The sequence below is a fragment of the Roseibium litorale genome (genome assembly GCF_014842915.1).
In the GTDB taxonomy this organism is placed as follows: domain Bacteria; phylum Pseudomonadota; class Alphaproteobacteria; order Rhizobiales; family Stappiaceae; genus Roseibium; species Roseibium litorale.
The window spans coordinates 197932-216081 of record NZ_JACYXI010000010.1; the positions used below are offsets into that span (position 1 = coordinate 197932).

General features: G+C 58.3%; 15 protein-coding genes and 1 pseudogene. 10 read left to right on the plus strand and 6 right to left on the minus strand.

Going from position 1 to position 18150, the window contains the following annotated elements; all coding sequences use genetic code 11:
- Window positions 1–11 precede the first annotated feature (11 nt).
- On the minus strand, window positions 12–1658 hold the full coding sequence (locus IG616_RS16045; RefSeq protein WP_192149171.1) for a putative bifunctional diguanylate cyclase/phosphodiesterase: 1647 nt from the start codon (window positions 1656–1658) through the stop codon (window positions 12–14).
- A 300-nt stretch (window positions 1659–1958) separates the two neighbouring features.
- Between IG616_RS16045 and IG616_RS16050 the strand changes: the two genes are divergently transcribed.
- The gene (locus tag IG616_RS16050; RefSeq protein WP_192149172.1) at window positions 1959–3275 is read left to right on the plus strand and encodes a DEAD/DEAH box helicase; all 1317 of its coding nucleotides are present in this window, start codon (window positions 1959–1961) and stop codon (window positions 3273–3275) included.
- On the opposite strand, the gene IG616_RS16055 is transcribed toward IG616_RS16050, so the two are convergent.
- Window positions 3261–3524: a hypothetical protein gene (locus IG616_RS16055; RefSeq protein ID WP_192149173.1), complete on the minus strand. Its 264-nt coding sequence runs from the start codon at window positions 3522–3524 to the stop codon at window positions 3261–3263. The genes IG616_RS16050 and IG616_RS16055 overlap by 15 nt on opposite strands.
- A 498-nt stretch (window positions 3525–4022) precedes the next feature.
- The gene (locus IG616_RS16060) at window positions 4023–5702 is read right to left on the minus strand and encodes an electron transfer flavoprotein-ubiquinone oxidoreductase (RefSeq protein WP_192149174.1); all 1680 of its coding nucleotides are present in this window, start codon (window positions 5700–5702) and stop codon (window positions 4023–4025) included.
- 626 nt (window positions 5703–6328) lie between these two features.
- On the opposite strand from IG616_RS16060, the gene IG616_RS16065 reads away from it, so the two are divergent.
- The 4 genes from IG616_RS16065 (at window position 6329) to IG616_RS16080 (ending at window position 8979) form a co-directional block, all read left to right on the plus strand.
- Window positions 6329–6952, plus strand: a complete 624-nt coding sequence (locus tag IG616_RS16065; RefSeq protein ID WP_343072384.1) for a uracil-DNA glycosylase — start codon at window positions 6329–6331, stop codon at window positions 6950–6952.
- Between the two features lie 158 nt (window positions 6953–7110).
- Entirely contained in the window at window positions 7111–7758 is a 648-nt protein-coding gene (locus tag IG616_RS16070; RefSeq protein WP_192149176.1) for a PilZ domain-containing protein, read from the plus strand.
- Between the two features lie 132 nt (window positions 7759–7890).
- Window positions 7891–8760, plus strand: coding sequence for a S49 family peptidase (locus tag IG616_RS16075; protein WP_192149177.1), 870 nt, complete (start codon window positions 7891–7893; stop codon window positions 8758–8760).
- A 27-nt stretch (window positions 8761–8787) separates the two neighbouring features.
- Window positions 8788–8979 (plus strand): hypothetical protein, encoded by a 192-nt coding sequence (locus tag IG616_RS16080; protein ID WP_192149178.1) that lies wholly within the window; start codon window positions 8788–8790, stop codon window positions 8977–8979.
- Between the two features lie 105 nt (window positions 8980–9084).
- On the opposite strand, the gene IG616_RS16085 is transcribed toward IG616_RS16080, so the two are convergent.
- Both IG616_RS16085 and IG616_RS16090 read right to left on the minus strand, forming a co-directional pair.
- Entirely contained in the window at window positions 9085–10203 is a 1119-nt protein-coding gene (locus IG616_RS16085; protein WP_246476265.1) for a DUF2778 domain-containing protein, read from the minus strand.
- 415 nt (window positions 10204–10618) lie between these two features.
- Window positions 10619–10981: a hypothetical protein gene (locus IG616_RS16090; protein ID WP_192149180.1), complete on the minus strand. Its 363-nt coding sequence runs from the start codon at window positions 10979–10981 to the stop codon at window positions 10619–10621.
- 234 nt (window positions 10982–11215) lie between these two features.
- On the opposite strand from IG616_RS16090, the gene IG616_RS16095 reads away from it, so the two are divergent.
- From IG616_RS16095 to glyS, 5 genes are all read left to right on the plus strand, one after another.
- Window positions 11216–12172, plus strand: coding sequence for a glycine--tRNA ligase subunit alpha (locus tag IG616_RS16095; protein ID WP_192149181.1), 957 nt, complete (start codon window positions 11216–11218; stop codon window positions 12170–12172).
- A gap of 75 nt (window positions 12173–12247) precedes the next feature.
- A complete protein-coding gene (locus tag IG616_RS16100) occupies window positions 12248–12802 on the plus strand; it encodes a LemA family protein (protein WP_192149182.1) in 555 nt (184 codons plus the stop codon).
- Between the two features lie 12 nt (window positions 12803–12814).
- Window positions 12815–14725: a DUF2207 domain-containing protein gene (locus IG616_RS16105; RefSeq protein ID WP_192149183.1), complete on the plus strand. Its 1911-nt coding sequence runs from the start codon at window positions 12815–12817 to the stop codon at window positions 14723–14725.
- A 185-nt stretch (window positions 14726–14910) separates the two neighbouring features.
- Window positions 14911–15597: an OmpW/AlkL family protein gene (locus IG616_RS16110; protein WP_192149184.1), complete on the plus strand. Its 687-nt coding sequence runs from the start codon at window positions 14911–14913 to the stop codon at window positions 15595–15597.
- 199 nt (window positions 15598–15796) lie between these two features.
- Window positions 15797–17884: a glycine--tRNA ligase subunit beta gene (glyS, locus tag IG616_RS16115; protein WP_192149185.1), complete on the plus strand. Its 2088-nt coding sequence runs from the start codon at window positions 15797–15799 to the stop codon at window positions 17882–17884.
- A gap of 144 nt (window positions 17885–18028) precedes the next feature.
- On the opposite strand, the pseudogene IG616_RS23185 reads toward glyS, so the two are convergent.
- Window positions 18029–18150 (minus strand): annotated as a pseudogene (locus IG616_RS23185) (IS110 family transposase); the annotation flags it as partial.

Below are 18150 nucleotides of genomic sequence, written 5' to 3' on the forward strand. Positions count from 1 at the left end.
TTTGGAAGGGCTCAGGCCTCCTTGGATTTCCGATTTTCCTCTGACCGGATGAAGGCCAGGGCTTCGTCTGCCGGAACGGCCTTGCCGAAAAGAAACCCTTGCCCGAAGCTGCAACCAAGGTCTTTGAGCGCATCAAGCTGTTCGGGGTTTTCTATCCCCTCGGCGGTGGTCGCGATGCCAAGTCCCTTGCCGAGAGCGACCATCGTCCGCACGATGTTCATTTTCTTCTCGTCGGTCTCAAGCTCACCGATGAAGCTGCGGTCGATCTTGATCTTGTCGAAGGCAAATTTTGAGAGTTGAGACAGACTTGAATAGCCTGTGCCAAAGTCGTCCAAAGCCACTTTGATACCGGCAATGCGCAGGTCCCCGATCACCTTTGCCGCCAGATCGATGTCGCGTACAAGCGCCGTTTCCGTTATCTCGATTTCCAGACGGTGTGGATTCAGGCCGGTTTCTCCCAGCACCTTCACAATCCGCATGCCCAGGAGATGGTCAACCATCATCGTCGGGGAAATGTTGAAGGCCAGTGTGATGTCTGTGGGCCAGGTCATGGCATCCAGGCAGGCCTGACGCAGCAACTGCTCCGACAACTCAACAATAAGCCCGATGTCTTCCGCCATCGGAATGAAATCTTCTGGCGAGATGAAACGGTTCTCGTCAATCTGCCAGCGGGCGAGAGCCTCGAACCCGCGCAAATGCCCTGTCTTCAGGTCGATCAGCGGTTGATAGTAGGGGTTGATCGTTTTTTCCCGGACGGCCCGCCGCAACTTGCCTTCAACTTCGGCGCGCTGGGCGAGGGTTTCGCTCATGCTGGGCAGATAGGCTGCGACCGAATTGCGTCCCCGGTGCTTTGCTGCATAAAGCGCGACGTCAGCGCACATCGCCAGATCCTTCAGAGAGAGCGCATCCTCAGGATAGGTCGCATATCCGATACAGGCGCCCACTTCAGCGTGGATCCCGGCGACATCTATTGGCCTCGATAGTTCCTTGACCACCGAGACACAAAGAGATCTCAGTTCTTCTGGCTCGGGGCTGCGGGTGATGGCCAGGAACTCGTCTCCGCCCAGACGAATGACAATCGCATCAGCAAATGCCTTTGAAAGGCGGTTGGCGATCGTGATCAGCAGGCTGTCGCCGCCGTCGTGACCAATCAGGTCATTCACCTTCTTGAAACCGTCGAGATCGATCGCGCAAACCGCATAGCCGTCCGGGAAGTTGTCCCTGACAATGACAGCAGCCTGTTCATCAAGGAAGCGCCGGTTGGGCAGCTTGGTCAGGAAATCATGGAACGAGATCCACGTCGCATTGGTTTCAGCAATCGTGCGGGCTTTTGTTTCCCGCTTGAGTTCCTGCAGCCGTCTAAGAGCATAGATGTAACCTGCCGCTCCCGCACACATTACGGTAAGGAGGAGTTCATCCAGCTGATATTTCTCGTGACTTCTTATGTACTCATCAAATTTTTCATGTGCGTCGAGGGCCGACATGATCAGCAGGACTGCTATCGTAAAAATTGTTATGATCACAGCGTCAGTCGCCGATGAGCTGATCTTAAGTCTTTTGGCCAGTCTTTTCATTTGCGGTTTTGGTCCCTGATTTAACTCAGCGTAAGTAAAAGTATTTTGAATTTCGTTAATGTCTTCTCGCTTTTGAGCGAACATCGGATAGCTTTGACCTTGACTTTGAGGCTTGAACCAACGATATCCGTGTAGTTGGATCCGGCTGCCGCGTGAGCAGCCAGCATTTGCCGCTTCCCCGTCACAGAGACGGGATGAGAGAGACGCACTGCGAAAGATTCAACGTCATGTCTCCACTTCCGGAGACAGATTCCCTGGTTCCCAATTCACGCGGGGTTCTGACGGCTGAGGCCGCAACCGCCATGTCCGGCTGTCTCGTGAGGAGCTGCCGGTTACGGGTCCATGCATGTGGATCTGCCAGGGCGCCACTACAAAGGTTTAAACTTGACTGATTTCAAATCGCTTGGCCTTTCCGATCTGCTTCTGAAGGCCATTGAGGCGAACGGCTATGATGTGCCGACGCCTATCCAGCGTGACGCAATTCCCTATATTTTGAAGGGCGACGATCTGATGGGTCTCGCTCAGACCGGAACCGGGAAGACCGCCGCCTTCGGGCTGCCGCTGGTCGACCGGCTTTTGGCAACTCCCCAGGCTTCCCAGCCGCGCGGCACCCGCGCGCTGATCCTGGCTCCTACCCGCGAACTGGTGAACCAGATCGCGAAGAACCTTGTTTCCTTCGTCAAGGGCACACCGCTGCGCGTGTCCTCCATCGTTGGCGGCGTGTCCATCAACGGCCAGATCAAGCGCCTTGAGCGCGGTACGGACATTCTGGTGGCAACACCGGGACGTCTTCTGGATCTGGTTGAGCGGCGTGCTGTGCGTCTCGACACGGCCAGCTTCCTGGTGCTGGACGAAGCCGACCAGATGCTGGATCTTGGCTTTATCCATGCCCTGCGCAAGATCGCGTCTCTGGTCGCCAAGAAGCGTCAGACGCTTCTGTTCTCCGCCACGATGCCGAAGCAGATCAACGAACTTGCCCAGTCTTATCTGACTGATCCGGTTCGCGTAGAAGTCGCTCCTGCCGGCAAGACAGCCGACAAGGTCACCCAGAAGGTCCATTTCATGGACTCAAAGGCGAAGACCGATTTCCTGATCAACTTGCTGTGCGAAGGTCCGGACGACATGTCCCTGGTCTTCTGCCGCACCAAGCATGGCGCAGAACGGTTGATGAAGAAGCTGGTGTCCTGCGGAATTTCTGCCGGATCCATCCATGGCAACAAGAGCCAGAACCAGCGTGACCGGGCCATCAAGGGCCTGCGAGAAGGTGAAATCAAGGTTCTGGTCGCAACCGACGTGGCAGCTCGCGGCATCGACATTCCCGGCGTCAGCCACGTCTATAATTTCGAGCTGCCGGAAGTTCCCGAAGCCTATGTGCACCGGATTGGCCGTACCGCCCGTGCGGGTGCCAACGGCGACGCAATCGCTCTTTGTGCTCCCGAGGAAATCGGCCTGTTCCGTCAGATCGAGAAGCTGACCGGCAACCGCATCGAAGTTGCAAGCGGTGATGTGCCGTCTGATCGTGCAGCCGTCTCTCCCCGTCGTGGCAAGGGCGGCGGACAACGTCAGCGCTCTAGCGGCAACGGTGGATATGGTGGGCGTGAAAGCAACGGCAAGTCCAAGAATGCGGGCAAGGCAGATGCTGACCGCCGTCCGCGCCGTCCGCGCCGCCGTCCGCAGGGCGAACGGTCAGCCGCCGCGTAATATGCTGAGCTCATTGCAGGCCTGCAATGACAGATAGAAGCCTCTTTGGGGGAAAGAGAGCCGGCTGATTTCAGCCGGCTCTTCTGTTCTTAGCCATGCAATTTTAGCAATGCAGTTGATCGGTTGGCGGATTTTAGCGGGATTTCTATCTAGTGTATTGAAAATTATATGAAAAATGGATTTGAAGATTTTTTCATGCAATGAAAAAAATACATTGATCATTCCGTTAACGTAATCTATAAGCATCATCGTTGGCTGCACGGAATGGTTGAGGCCGGTCGAAGCAGTGGAAACGGACCAGCCGCTGGATTGCGGCGAAACGTCCGGTGAAAGTTCAAAAATTTAAACGACGAAGGTTTAACCCTCACCGGGCAAGGCATTTGCTTGCTAGCGGTAATGGCTATCCATAGGAACGGAAAACTGGGCAGCAACGCAATTTTTGATTTGCGGGGCCGGTCCGCAGGACTGTCCGTGCTGCAGGGTCTTGGAGGCTGTTTGCCTGTTTGATCCGTCATTGGCGTGCTGCGTAAATAACGAATCATCTTGTGGTCGCGGGCGGCAACTGGCCTGCAACGGAACAGACCGTCCCCTAGGCGGCGTGTTGCAGGGAAGTGTTGTGCGTTCGCAGCCGGGAGCTCTCTTGAGAAAGGGCGTTTCCGGTCTTCCCCATCGTCCACAAGGCAGCGGCGTCAGAGTTTTCATACTCTGGCGCCGCATGTGCATTCAGGCTTCGTCTGAGCTCTATTCTCACATATTCGGATAGTTTGGGCCACCTGACCCTTCGGGGACCGTCCAGGTGATGTTGCCGTTCGGGTCCTTGATGTCGCAGGTCTTGCAGTGGACGCAGTTCTGCGCGTTGATCTGGAAGCGCGGGGCGTCTTCCCCTTCCTCAATCCACTCATAGACGCCCGCAGGGCAATAGCGGTTCGAGGGACCGGCGAAGACATCGTGTTCTGACAGCTTCTGAAGGGTTTCGTCCTTCACCTTGAGATGGATCGGCTGATCTTCCTCGTGGTTGGTATTGGACAGGAACACGGACGACAGCTTGTCGAATGAGATCACGCCATCTGGTTTCGGATAGTCGATCTTCTTGCAGTCTTTTGCCGGCTTGAGGCTGGCAGCATCCGTCTTGCCATGCTTGAGCGTGCCGAAGAAGGAAAAGCCGAAGAGCTGATTGGTCCACATGTCTAGACCGCCGAGGGCGATACCCAGAACCGTGCCATACTTGGACCAAAGCGGCTTGACGTTGCGCACCCGCTTCAGATCTGCGCCGATCTCGCTTTCGCGCCAGGCGGTGTCATAGCTGGTGAGTTCCGCACTTTCTTCGCCGCGCCCGAGCGCGGCCATGACTTCCTCGGCTGCCAGCATGCCGGACAGCATAGCGTTGTGAGATCCCTTGATCCGGGGAACATTTACGAAGCCTGCAGAGCAGCCCATGATCAGGCCGCCCGGGAAGGAGAGTTTCGGGACCGACTGATAGCCACCCTCTGTTATGGCACGTGCGCCATAAGAAATGCGCTTGCCGCCCTCGAACGTCTCGCGGATGGCCGGGTGGGTCTTGAAGCGCTGGAACTCGTCGAAGGGGGAGAGCCACGGGTTCTGGTAGTTCAGGTGCACCACGAAGCCGACGGCGACCTGGTTGTCTTCAAGGTGATAGAGGAATGCGCCGCCGCCAGTCTTGCCGTCCAGCGGCCAGCCGAAGGAGTGCTGGACGAGACCCGGACGGTGCTTCGCCGGATCGATCTGCCACAGTTCCTTGATGCCAATGCCGAATTTCGGCACGTCGCTGTCCTTGGCAAGATCGAATTTCTCGATCAGCTGCTTTGCCAGAGATCCGCGGGCACCTTCCCCGATCAGCACGTATTTGCCGCGCAGTTCCATGCCACGGGTGAACATGGCATTCGGCTTTCCGTCCCGGCCAATGCCCATGTCACCGGTGGCAACGCCGACAACGCGGCCGACATCGTCATAGAGCAGTTCCGCCGCAGCAAAACCCGGATAGATCTCGACGCCCAGTTCCTCTGCCTTTGCAGCAAGCCAGCGGCAGACATTGCCCAGGGAGACAATGTAATTGCCGTGATTGTTCATGAGCTTGGGCAACAAGGTATTCGGCAGGCGCATGGACCCTGCGGGGCCAAGCACCAGAAACTGATCGGCGGTCACCGGGGTCTTCAGCGGAGCGTCTGCGTCATCGCGCCACTCGGGCAGAAGCTTGTCCAGGGCAATCGGATCAATAACGGCACCAGACAGAATATGGGCACCCACTTCCGAACCCTTTTCCAGAACAACGATGCTGATCTCTTCGCTCTTTTCGGCGGCGATCTGCTTCAGTCGAATCGCTGCCGCCAGTCCCGCTGGGCCTGCGCCGACAATAACAACGTCGACCTCCATGCTTTCGCGTTCGCCCAGTGCGTCCTGTTCCGACATGATTTTCTCCCTCATTCCGTCTGGGTGGTCCAGCTGAGTCTCTTTTTGCACTTTTTTTGGATCATAACACTGGTTTTCTGGATGTTTTCCGGCTCTGTGTGGCCCGTTTTCCTGCATCAAACGAATGTTAGATCCAGCGTTCACACCGTCTGCAAGCTGCATCGAACCTGCCGATTACGTAAACGTAACTTGTCATACTCGGGTTCACGCGGCAAGCGGGGTACGGATAGCGGGGACAATTTGCGTCAAGAGCTGTGGAGGAGCGGAAATGTGAGCATTCTCTTTGTCATGTTCCGCCGCAGCCGCTAGATTGCCCGGCGGAGGCACTGGATTTGCAAAACACTGAGCGTGCACAGCGCGAACTTGAATCGCTCCTGGACTTTTTTGTCGCATCTGGCCTGGACTGTTTTCTTGAAGAGGAAGCAGTCGACAGCTTTGCCCTGTCCGAAGCGGCGCCAGCCCGTTTTGCGGCTTCCCCGCCTGTGAGCACCGCACCTGCCAGTCCCACTAATAACAGTCCCTCAACTGCAAGAGCTCCCACGGTTCTGCAAAGACCGCATGATGGCCCGCTAAAGGATTTTTCCAAACCGCTGCAAGCGCCCGCTGAAACTGCCGCTCCTTCTGCAATGAGCGATGCCGTCGTGCCCGACCGCGCTGCCATCGATATGGCGCGGGAAGCCGCGCGGACAGCGGGGAGCCTCGACGATCTGAAGGCCTGTCTCGAGGCATTCTCGGGCTGCAATCTCAAGCTCACAGCCAAGTCTCTGGTCTTTGCCGATGGCAGGCCGGGGTCGCGGGTGATGCTTATCGGGGAGGCCCCGGGGCGGGACGAGGATGCGTCTGGGGTCCCGTTTATCGGGCGGTCAGGCCAGTTGCTGAACAAGATGCTGGCAGCCATCGGACTGGAACGCGGGGATGTCTATATCGCCAATGTCGTGCCATGGCGTCCACCGGGCGACCGGACCCCGACACCCCAGGAAACGGAAATCTGCAAGCCCTTCATTGCCCGCCAGATCGAACTGGTTGCGCCTGATTTCCTCGTTTTTCTTGGGGCAGCCTCGGCCAAAAGTCTTCTCGGGGTACAGGATGGCATCCGGCGTATGCGGGGGCGCTGGATGACCTATGAGGCTGGCGGCAGGCAGATCCCGTGTCTTGCGACCTATCATCCCGCTTATCTGTTACGCAGCCCTTTGGAAAAAAGGCTTTCCTGGCGTGATTTCCTCTCGCTGAAGACAAAGCTGGGAGAGTAGACGGCTGACCTCCTGTTCATCCTCCCATTTTCTGGAAAACCAAAAAATAGAAACCAGTGCCACGGAAACACCAGGTATCGTTATTTTGATCATTGTATTTTAACATTACATTACAGTTTCTTGCGTAGTTTACCCCATGCAATCTCATGGGGGTGAACTTGCAAGCTTCCGAAGCGCCGCAGGGTCCGGGCGAGAAGGTGCCTGTTCTGGTCGTCGACCTGGAGGGGCTCTTGTGCGTTGAGGGAGCCGCTACGGAGTTTACCCGCAGCGGATGCCGTTTTCATTCCGAACGCATCGGCGAGCTGAGTGAGACGGTCGGCCTCCGGCTGAATGGGCTGGACAAGATGATCCGCGGGCGGATCGTTTCGAGTGCCAATTGCGAGGCTGTGATTACCTTTGAGTTCGAAAGCGCTAGTGTCCGGGAAAAGAGGAAGGAAAGCCGCCGTACCGTGCGTATTCCTGCCAGAATTTCCGACCGGCGCGGCGGACTTGTCATTCCTTCGATCATCGTCGATGCAAGCAAGTCCGGCTGCCGCGTGGAAGCGCGGGACCTGGATATGATCCCCGCTGAAGTCCGTCTCCACATCCCCGGATTGGACATGCCGGTGAATGGGGAAATCAAGTGGCGGGGTCCGGGCTGCGCGGGGGTGCAACTGCTCTGGCAATTTTCCAAAGAAAGCGATCTGAAAGTCAAACCGGTTGACGCCGCAGACAAGAACGCTCTTGGCCCTGAGGCCGGAGCCGGCAGGCAGCGCAAACGGCGTGCGGATGCTTTTGGCACGCGCGGACCCAAGAAAGTTCAATAGGCCTGCGGGGACTTGCTTTCCGGCAATGTAGAAAACCCGGGCTTGCTCCAACGCGCCAGTGCGTCCCTTTTATCCGTCTGAATAAGCCCCTATATCCTGAGCAAGAGTTGGCTTTGTTCAGGAAGGTGAGACGTGATCGACACGCTGCGCGGCTTGTTGCCGAAGAAGTTCCGGTCCCAAGGGCCGGTTATCCCGGTGGTCCGGTTGCAGGGGGCTATCGGTATGGCAACTCCCTTGCGCCCCGGTCTGTCTCTGGCGACGGTCGCCCAGCCTCTGGAGAAAGCCTTCTCGTTCAAAAAGGCACCAGCGGTCGCACTCGTCGTGAACTCGCCGGGCGGCTCGCCTGTGCAGTCAAGGCTGATTTATCAGCGTATTCGCGAGCTGGCCAAAGAGAAGGAAAAGGAAGTCCTTGTCTTTGTTGAGGATGTCGCCGCCAGTGGCGGCTACATGATCGCCTTGGCAGGGGACGAGATCATTGCCGACCCATGCGCAATTGTCGGTTCCATCGGTGTCGTCTCCGCCGGGTTCGGCTTTACCGATCTCATCAAGAAGGTCGGTGTGGAGCGGCGTGTTTATACGGCGGGGGAGAAGAAGGTCATCCTTGACCCGTTCCAGCCCGAAAATCCCGATGACATCAGCTATCTCAAGGGCCTTCAACAGGAGATCCATGACATCTTCATCGAGATGGTAAAGTCGCGGCGTGGCGATGTGCTGAGTGGCGGCGAGGACGTGTTTTCGGGCAAGTTCTGGACTGGCAGCTCAGCCCGCGGCCTTGGGCTGATCGACGGGCTCGGGCATCTGCGCGGCACTTTGAAAGAGCGCTATGGAAGCAAGGCCGAACCTAAGCTGATCTCTGCCCCAAGAGGGCTATTTGGCCGCCGCAGTTCTGTAGGCGGCGGTGTCGCGGCGCTCGCGTCCTTTTCAGGCGGCGTGCAGGGACTCGGCAACGACATTATCTCAAGCCTGGAAGAACGGGGCTTGTGGGCGCGGTATGGGCTTTGACTGGTCCGAATCTGGGGAAGGAAAACCATGACCGAACTGATCGGCTTTGCCGCTTTGGCGGCTGGAGGCTACTGGGTCTATTCGCGGATGAAGCGGAAGATGGCCGAGGTTGAAAAGCATCTCGCCGGCATTTCTGCTCGCGCAACCGGCGCGCCGCGCCATGCCGGAAATCTCGTCAGGGATCCGAAGACGGGCAGGTACCGGCCGGAACAGGGGTGATACCACCCGCGGTATTCTTAATTGCCAAAACAAATGGGCCGCACCCGCAGTCAGCGGAGGCGGCCTATTTGTTTGATCCGGAAAGTCTGCTGACCAGAGGCAGCCTTAGAGGGAAGCCAGGTAGGTCGGCAGTTTATTCATGTCCGGCACAACGATGAGCTTTTTCACCTTGCCTGCCTTGAAGGCAGAGAGGAATTTCTCGTAGTTGGTGAAGGCAACACAACCGTGAGAACCGATGCGGCCTCTGAGCAGGTTGGTATGGGTCAGCATCCCGTCACGGCCATGCATGGCAGAGGGATCCGCCGGCAGCATGCGGATGGCCTCGACACCATAGAAACGCTTCTCGCGCATGCGCAGATGGTACACATTCGGCGGCGTCGGCCCGTTGTTGCGCACATTCACATATTTCGGATTGTCCCGCATCTTGCCGATGCCGGAATGCGCTTCCAGCTTGGTGCCGTCCGGCATGTGGACGGTTGCGGAGCTGATGTCGTAAACGGCGATGCCGCTGCCCCGGCCCGGAAGCTCGATGTTCTTGGCCGTGGAGCTGAAAATTTTCGACAGACCGCTGAACGGGCTCTTTTCGTCCGTGGCCGGATCTTCTGCAGAGGCATAGGCCATTGCCACCGGTGCGCTGGGCTTTGAGGCCTGGGCAATGACGGGCTTGGCGGCTTCCGGCTTGGGTGTATGCTCTGGCCGCTTGTAGGGCACCGGAATGGTTTCCGGTTCCGGAGCTGCAGGCTCGGCCATTGCCACCTGGGCTTCTGCCTCTTTCGCCGCCTGTTCGAGAGCTGCAACTTTCGCTTTCGCCTCAGCCTCTGCCGCAATCTTTGCGGCCCGCACTTTGGCTGCTTCAGTTGCCTCCTGAAGGGCAATCACAGCCTTGTAACGGCTTTCCAGCTTCTCCCGGAGATCGGCCTTGGCGGCATTAATGTCGGTTTCCAGCTTCTGGACCCTGAGTGTGGCTTCTGCATTTGCCTCAAGTTTTCCGACCCTTGACGCGATGGAACGGGCAAAGGCTGAAGCCCGTTCGGCGGGGCTGAGGCGCTCAGGGGCGGTGATGCCATGCGCCGGGCTCAAGGACGAAACCTTGGCGGGAGCACCTTGCTCCAATGCAGCAGGGGAAACACGATCCGGGTCCTGCTTGTGAGAATAGGCTATTGCGGCACCCGCGCCGCAAAGGATTGTCAAAAGGCAGAAGACTACCTTGCGAGGGCTCGCCAAACCACACGTGTCCGCGGCCCGTCCGCTCCTCGCGGATGGCTGTTTACTCAGATACATAAGGGTCCAAACTACGCGTCCCCGTACGGCATGTGCCGCCGTGCAATGATACTGTCACTCTGCTGGGAAAGGCCTCCCCACAGGGGCCGTTCCAACGACTTCGAATAATGAAGTTTCTTGGTAACCAAGTCGTTTACGTCTTGCAGAATTCGCGTCAGACCATCAGAAAACGGCAGATTTTGGGCGTTTCCTGGATAGTGAATAGATTCTAGGACTTGGTGGGAGCGTGTTTGGGTGCGTATTTTTTACAGGACTAGGAGCGCCTGAAATTGGCCCGGAAAGGGACGGCAGGGAAGGAGGCCCGCCAGGTGCAGGGGGGCGCGGTGCCGGGGAAAAGTCCCCCGGCGCCGTTGACCGCTCAGCGGTAGTGGACCGGCCGGATCGGGCGTTCGCATTCGCGGATCTCGCGGACCATGCCGTTGCTCAGGCGGATGTAGCGCCATTCCAGCGAACAGCCTTCCTTGCTTTCTATCACTAAAGGTGGGTGCTTCGGCGGATAGTTCGGAGAGGACGCCGCCTGTTGCAGCATGCAGCTCTTCGAGGCGCAAAGGATCACCCCTCCGGTCGGATCGGAGCCGTTGGAGCTTCCGGTGCTGGAAGACGACCGGTTGGATGATTGGTTGTTCGAAGCCTGCTGTGCATTTGCCGGCACAAGCGCGGCGGAAAGGCTCAGGCTCAGGCCAAGGATCAGGCCTATTGTCGTTGTTGTATGCGTTTTCATGACAGTCTCCATGGTGCGAATTCCTCATTCGCTTTTGTCCGGCTCCCTCTGGAGGCGGTAAGGAGATCATGTCAGAGCTTACCCTTCGGAACTGTGATGTAAGGCACGGTTTGTCACTTGCTTTCGCGGCCCCCGCCGGACCATCCGCTTGACCTTCGTGTTCCTCCGTGGCACCAGTCGCGGCACGCGCGGGGAGAGCCCGCCACTCCTTTACCTTTTGCACGGAACGGTTCCATGTCGAGCGACGCCCTGCCGGCGCATATGCGCCCCGAGAATTCCTTTCAAGGCCTGATCCTGACCTTGCAGCGGTTCTGGGCGGACCAGGGCTGCGTGGTGCTTCAGCCCTACGACATGGAAGTGGGAGCGGGCACGTTCCATCCGGCAACCACCTTGCGCTCTCTCGGCCCGCGTCCCTGGAAGGCCGCTTACGTGCAGCCTTCGCGCCGCCCGACCGATGGCCGCTATGGCGAGAACCCGAACCGCCTGCAGCATTATTATCAGTTTCAGGTCATTCTGAAGCCGTCGCCGGACAATCTTCAGCAGCTCTATCTGAACTCGCTCTATGCGATCGGTCTCGACCCGAAGGTTCATGATATCCGCTTCGTTGAGGATGACTGGGAAAGCCCGACGCTGGGGGCCTGGGGCCTTGGCTGGGAATGCTGGTGTGATGGCATGGAAGTCTCGCAGTTCACTTATTTCCAGCAGGTGGCAGGCTTTGAATGTTCGCCGGTGTCCGGCGAGCTGACCTATGGCCTGGAGCGCCTGGCCATGTATATTCAGGGCGTCGATAACGTTTACGACCTGAACTACAACGGCCGTGAAGGCGCAGAGAAGGTCACCTATGGCGACGTCTTCCTGCAGGCCGAACAGGAGTATTCCCGGCACAATTTCGAGCATGCCGATACGGAAATGCTGTTCCGTCATTTCAAGGATGCGGAAGGCGAATGCAAGGCGCTGCTGGCTGCCGGCGCCAAGGCCCGTGACGAAGCAGGTGCGGATGTGCATCAGGTGGTTCTGCCGGCCTATGATCAGTGCATCAAGGCGTCCCATGCCTTCAACCTGCTGGATGCCCGCGGCGTGATCTCGGTGACCGAGCGCCAGAGCTACATTCTGCGCGTGCGCGAACTGGCCAAGGCCTGCGGCGCGGCCTTCCTGGAAACGAAAGCTGGTGGCGTGGGGTACGAAAGCTGAGTGCTCAAGCCTTTAGCGTGACAAGCTGCTTCTTCACAGTTAGCCTCCGCGTCAATTCTACGCGGAGGCTTTTTCATGTCCTGGTTTCTTCTGGCGCTGACCGGTGCGCTCGGTCTCTACCTCATATCGCTCTACAACGGTCTCGTCACCAAGCGTCAGATGGTCAATGAAGGCTGGAGCGGCATCGACGTTCAACTGAAGCGCCGGACCGATCTCATTCCAAATCTGGTGGAGGTGGTCAAAGGATACGCTTCTCACGAGCGGGAGGCGCTGGAAGCCGTGACCCGCATGCGGACCCAGGCAGAAGCCGTTGCCGGGGATGATATTGAAGGCCGGGCTAAGGCCGAGGGGATGCTTTCCCAGGCGCTGGGCCGTCTGATGGCGGTGGCTGAAAATTATCCGGACCTCAAGGCGAGCCAGAATTTTGCCGATCTGCAAGCCTCCCTGGACAAGGTGGAGCATGAACTCCAGATGTCCCGGCGGTATTACAATGGCGCTGTTCGGGGATTGAACGTCGCCGTCGAGAGTTTTCCTTCCAATCTCGTGGCCCGGAATTTCGGGTTTGAGAAGGCGGACTATTTCGAGATCGAGGATGCCTCCGACCGGACCGTCCCGAGTGTTTCCTTCTGATCCGGAGTGACAATGATCAGATCCAGCCTGCCGGCTTTCCTGTTTCGCGTGATCTTTCTTCCCTTGCTGCTCGGATGCTTCCTTCAGGCCGCAGGTGCGCAAGAGCGCATCGTGGACTTCAAGTCGCTGATCGATATCGAAAAGAGCGGCGTGGTCCGGGTGGAGGAGACCATCACGGTCGATGCCGAAGGACAGCGTATCGAACGGGGCATCTTCCGGGACATTCCCACCCGCTTCCGGGATGGGGAGGGCCGTCTTCATCAGACTGGAATTGAGGTTCTTGCTGTCAAACGCGATGGCAAGGACGAGAATTTCCGGATCAACCGGTCGACCGGCGGCGTCCGGATCTATATCGGTTCCCCCTCAGTCTATCTCCAGCCGGGCCGCTACACCTATTCCATCGTCTATGAAACCACGCGTCAGATCCGGTTCTTTGACAGTCACGATGAGTTCTACTGGAATGTTACGGGCAATGAATGGGCCTTCAGCATAGGCCATGTCACCGCCGAAGTGCGGGCGCCTGAGGGGGCGGCCTTCGTTAAATGGGCCGCCTACACTGGAGCTTATGGCGCAACGGGGAGCGATTTCACGGTCCGGCAGGAAGATATTGGAAACGGGCTATTGTTCCGCACCACCCGTTTGCTTGGCCCCACCGAAGGTCTTACCATCGTTGCGGCTCTGCCTGCCGGAACGGTTGAGAAACCGGGTCTTAGCGAGAGCGCGGGCTATTTTCTGGCCGACTACACCGTCCAGCTGGCCGCGCTCGGCGGTCTGCTGGCTGCCTTTCTTTATTACGTCTTCGCCTGGATGAAGGTGGGGCGCGACCCCAAGGCCGGGGTGATCTTTCCGCGCTTTGAGCCGCCCGCAGGCGTGTCTCCGGCTCTGGCACATTTTATCTATCATCGGGGCTTTTCAGCGGGCGGATGGATTGCCGTTGCGGCTGCCAGTCTGTCTCTCGCAATCAAGGGCGTCATCAAGCTTCAGGATCTCAATGGGGATCTGAAATTGACCAAAACCGGCAAGAAGGTTGCGAACCTTCTTCCCAAGGGCGAAGCCGTCATCGATCAGTGGCTGACGGATCAGGGCGGTGAGGCGCTTATCTGTGACAGCAACAGTCAGGCGGTCTCCTCCCTTGGATCGGAGTTTTGCTCTGCTATCTCGACGGAAAACAAGGACCGCTATTTCCTGAGCAACTGGCGCTGGATCCTGCCGGGCGTCGGGATCTCCTTCGTCACGCTGATCGCTCTGGCCTTCTCCGGGGCCCTGGCAGAGTATCACTTCGTCTTCATTTTCGTGATCAGCATCTTCACCGCAGTGATCTCCGTAATTGCCAGAAGCCTGCCGGATAAGACACAGGTCTGGGTCATTCTGGGCTTCAGTTTCGTCCTGATCTTCAGCCTTCTGGCGGTTCTTTCGTCCTTCAGCAGTGATAGTGCGCCTCTTGTCTTCGCTGTGCTGGTTGCTCTGGCCAGTCTGACGCTGATCTTTGCTGTTCTGCTGGCAACGCCGACCGCGCATGGCCGGCAGGTTCTGGATGAGATCGAAGGCTTGGAAATGTATCTCTCCGTCGCAGAAGCAGAGCGGATGAACATGCAAGGGGCATCACTTATGAACCAGGCCCACTTTGAGGCGCTGTTGCCCTATGCCGTGGCTCTTGGCGTCGAAAAACCTTGGTCGAAAGCCTTCGAAGCCTGGATGAAGACGGCTGCAGGCGCCAATGATCCCAGCTATGATCCCTACTGGTACTCCGGCCAGCATTTCTCGGGCAGCGGCTTTGCCTCATCCCTCAGTTCCACTGTGTCTTCCCTGTCGGGCACTTTCTCGTCCTCGCTGCCGGAAACGGATTCCTCCAGCTCCGGTTTTTCGAGCGGTGGCGGCTCATCCGGCGGCGGCGGAGGCGGCGGCGGCGGCGGGGGCTGGTGAGGCCAGCCCGTACTTGATTGCAGTTTCTGGAAAATTGACGCTAGGTTATTGTTTTCATTGGTCTGCGACTCACTGACGCCTTTCTCAGAAACCTGCCTGATTCTTGATCTATCTCAATGTCCGCCCGCGGGCTTGCTCCTAGTCCGGTTACAGCGCTGTTCCGCGCAAGGACTTAGGAGATAGAAATGAATAGGAAAAGGGCTGGGCTGCTGGGGCTTCTTGTTTCAGCGGGAATGGGGGCGCTCGTATGTCAGGCTGCCGCAGCAGATATGCCGTCCGCACAGGATACCTCTGATGTGACGGTCTTCAAGCAGTTGAGCCCCTGGCAGATCCGTGTGCGCGCTCTTGGCGTGATCACTCAGGACAGTGGCTCCGTGAACGGTGTGGCCGGCTCCGACCTTTCCTTTTCCGACACGGTGATCCCTGAACTCGACATCACCTACTTCTTCACCGACAATATCGCCGCGGAACTGATCCTGGGCACCACCTACGCCAAGGTTTATGGCGAAGGCACCATCTCGGGTCTGAACCAGATCGGCAAGACCTGGGTGCTGCCGCCCACCTTGACCCTGCAGTATCACTTCACCAACTTCGGTGCCTTCAAGCCCTATGTCGGTGCCGGTGTGAACTACACGATCTTCTACAGCCAGTCCGCCGATAGTGCCGACAAGCTGCATGTGAAGAACGCCTTTGGTGCCGCCGTTCAGGCCGGTTTCGATTACATGATCGACGACCACTGGGGCGTGAACCTGGACGTAAAGAAGATCTTCATGGAGCCGGACTTCGACGTGACCGTTGGCGGCACAAAGCTGTCCGGCAAGGCTGAACTCAATCCCTGGCTGGTTGGTGCAGGTATCACCTACCGCTTCTAAATCCGTCCCCCGGAAGGGTGGTCAGATCTTTTGGAAAGCCGGAGCAGGACCTGCTCCGGCTTTTCTGTTTCTTGAGAGGGCTGATACCGGTCCGTTGGATCTTCCGGGGGTGACAAGTTGGCTCTGACTTGGTAACGGACGAGCCGAGTAATCTGCTGGCGGATTTTCATGCCGCCTCAACCCAAGGCTTGTGTTCCCGATGCCCGATCTCCTGCTTGAGCTGTTCAGCGAGGAAATCCCCGCGCGCATGCAGCGCCGCGCCGCTGAAGACCTGAAATCCCTGGTCACCAATGCCTTGGTCGATGCCGGTCTTCCCTATGAAGGCGCAAAGGCTTTTGCGACCCCGCGCCGTCTGGCCCTGCATGTGGCGGGTGTGCCTGCCGCCTCTTCCGCGACCCGTGAAGAGCGCAAGGGTCCGCGCGTCGGCTCTCCGGAAAAGGCCATCGAAGGCTTTCTGCGTGGCGCAGGCCTGTCGTCCCTCGACGAGGCGACCATTCAGGCCGACCCGAAGAAGGGTGAGTTCTATGTGGCGGTGATCGAAAAGCCGGGCCGTCCGGCGATCGACATCATTGCCGATTTCATGCCGGGCATCATCCGCAACTTCCCCTGGCCGAAGTCCATGAAGTGGGGTTCGGGCCAGATGCGCTGGGTGCGTCCGCTGCATTCCATCGTCGCAACCTTCGGGCCGGAAACCGAAGAGCCGGATGTCGTGCCGTTTGAAGTGGATGGCATCAAAGTTGGCAAGAGTACCCATGGCCACCGCTTCCTGGCGGATGAGGCCTTCGAGGTGCGCCGTTTCGATGACTACGCGCCGAAGCTGGAAAAGCACAAGGTCGTGCTCGATGCCGACCGCCGTAAGGACATGATCCTGCATGACGCCAAGGACCGGGCTCTGGCGCTTGGACTGGAACTGGTTGAGGATGAGGGCCTTCTTGAAGAGGTTGCCGGCCTGGTCGAGTGGCCAGTGGTGCTGACCGGAACATTCGAGGATGCGTTCCTGGAAATTCCGGATGAGTGCATTCGCCTGACGATCCGTGCGAACCAGAAGTGTTTCGTGCTGAAGGACCCCAAGACGGGCCGCCTGGCCAACCGCTTCGTGCTGACCTCCAACATCGAAGCGCCTGATGGCGGCAAGACCATCGTGGCAGGCAATGAGAAGGTGATCCGCGCCCGTCTGTCCGACGCCCGTTTCTTCTGGGAAACGGACCTAAAGACGAAGCTCGCGGACAACCTGCCCAAGCTTGACAGCATCGTCTTCCACGAGAAGCTCGGCACGCAGGGCGAGCGGGTTCAGCGTCTGACGGCTCTGGCCGCAGAGATCGCGCCGCTGGTTGGCGCCGATGTCGAAAAGGCCAAGCGCGGCGCAACGCTTGCCAAGGCCGATCTGGTCTCTGCCATGGTCTATGAGTTCCCGGAACTTCAGGGCCAGATGGGCCGGACCTATGCGGCCAAGCAGGGCGAGGACGAGTCCGTTGCGATTGCCATTGAAGACCATTACCGGCCCCAGGGCCCGAGCGACAAGGTTCCGGCAGATCCGGTTGCCATCGCGGTCGCGCTTGCCGACAAGCTGGATCTGCTGACCGGATTCTGGGCCATCGATGAAAAACCGACCGGCTCCAAGGATCCCTTCGCCCTCCGCCGTGCCGCCCTTGGTGTGATCCGCATCGTGCTGGAAAACGGCCTGCGCCTGCCGCTGCAAAAGAGCCTGTTGTCCGCGCTCAAGACCCACAGGGCAAGCGTCGCCAATGCGGATGCGCTTGTTGAGGATCTGCTTTCCTTCTTCGCAGACCGCCTGAAGAACCACCTCAAGGATCAGGGCGCACGCCATGATCTGATCGATGCGGTCTTCGCGCTGGGCGGTCAGGATGACCTTTTGATGGTGGTCAAGCGGGTGGAAGCTCTGGGCTCGTTCCTCGACACCGAGGACGGCAAGAACCTCGCCGCCGGCTACAAGCGTGCCGTGAACATCCTGAAGGCAGAAGAAAAGAAGGACGGCGCTGCCGTTTCCGGCAAGCCGCATGCGGACCACCTGCGCGAACAGGCGGAAATCGATCTGGCCGCGGCCATCGACAGCGCCCGCGCTGAAGCTGCTGATGCGGTGAAGGCGGAAGACTTCGAAGCCGCCATGACGGCCCTGTCCAAGCTCCGCGCGCCTGTTGATGCCTTCTTCGAGGCCATTCTGGTGAATGCGGATGACGCGGACCTCCGCCTCAACCGCCTGCGCCTCCTCGCCGAAATCCGCGACGCCGCCCACGTGGTCGCCGACTTCTCCAAGGTTGCCGGCTAAGTCTTCCCGGCTTTAGAAACTCAAAGCCCCGCCCGGAGAGATCCTGGCGGGGCTTGTTGTTTGTGACGTAAGGATACTCGGGGCGCTTCTAGCGTCAGAGCCGTGTTATCTTCATTCACTCCAGCTCCTTTGCCCCCTCCGTCATCAACTCTGTTTTGCGATGTCCTCTCTGATTCTGGCATTGAGGATGACGATGATCTTGCGCATGAGAGCCGAGATGGCAACGATTGGCTTTTTGCCGTTCTGTATAAGCCGTTGATAGAACG

Excerpts from the sequence above, each read along its gene's own strand:
- IG616_RS16090 (WP_192149180.1), bottom strand. The coding sequence starts at position 10,981 with ATGAAAACGCATACAACAACGACAATAGGCCTGATCCTTGGCCTGAGC.
- IG616_RS16065 (WP_343072384.1), top strand. The coding sequence starts at position 6,329 with ATGAGCGATGCCGTCGTGCCCGACCGCGCTGCCATCGATATGGCGCGG.
- IG616_RS16110 (WP_192149184.1), top strand. The coding sequence starts at position 14,911 with ATGAATAGGAAAAGGGCTGGGCTGCTGGGGCTTCTTGTTTCAGCGGGA.
- IG616_RS16095 (WP_192149181.1), top strand. The coding sequence starts at position 11,216 with ATGTCGAGCGACGCCCTGCCGGCGCATATGCGCCCCGAGAATTCCTTT.
- glyS (WP_192149185.1), top strand. The coding sequence starts at position 15,797 with ATGCCCGATCTCCTGCTTGAGCTGTTCAGCGAGGAAATCCCCGCGCGC.
- IG616_RS16080 (WP_192149178.1), top strand. The coding sequence starts at position 8,788 with ATGACCGAACTGATCGGCTTTGCCGCTTTGGCGGCTGGAGGCTACTGG.
- IG616_RS16105 (WP_192149183.1), top strand. The coding sequence starts at position 12,815 with ATGATCAGATCCAGCCTGCCGGCTTTCCTGTTTCGCGTGATCTTTCTT.
- IG616_RS16045 (WP_192149171.1), bottom strand. The coding sequence starts at position 1,658 with ATGTTCGCTCAAAAGCGAGAAGACATTAACGAAATTCAAAATACTTTT.
- IG616_RS16100 (WP_192149182.1), top strand. The coding sequence starts at position 12,248 with ATGTCCTGGTTTCTTCTGGCGCTGACCGGTGCGCTCGGTCTCTACCTC.
- IG616_RS16060 (WP_192149174.1), bottom strand. The coding sequence starts at position 5,702 with ATGTCGGAACAGGACGCACTGGGCGAACGCGAAAGCATGGAGGTCGAC.
- IG616_RS16055 (WP_192149173.1), bottom strand. The coding sequence starts at position 3,524 with ATGATGCTTATAGATTACGTTAACGGAATGATCAATGTATTTTTTTCA.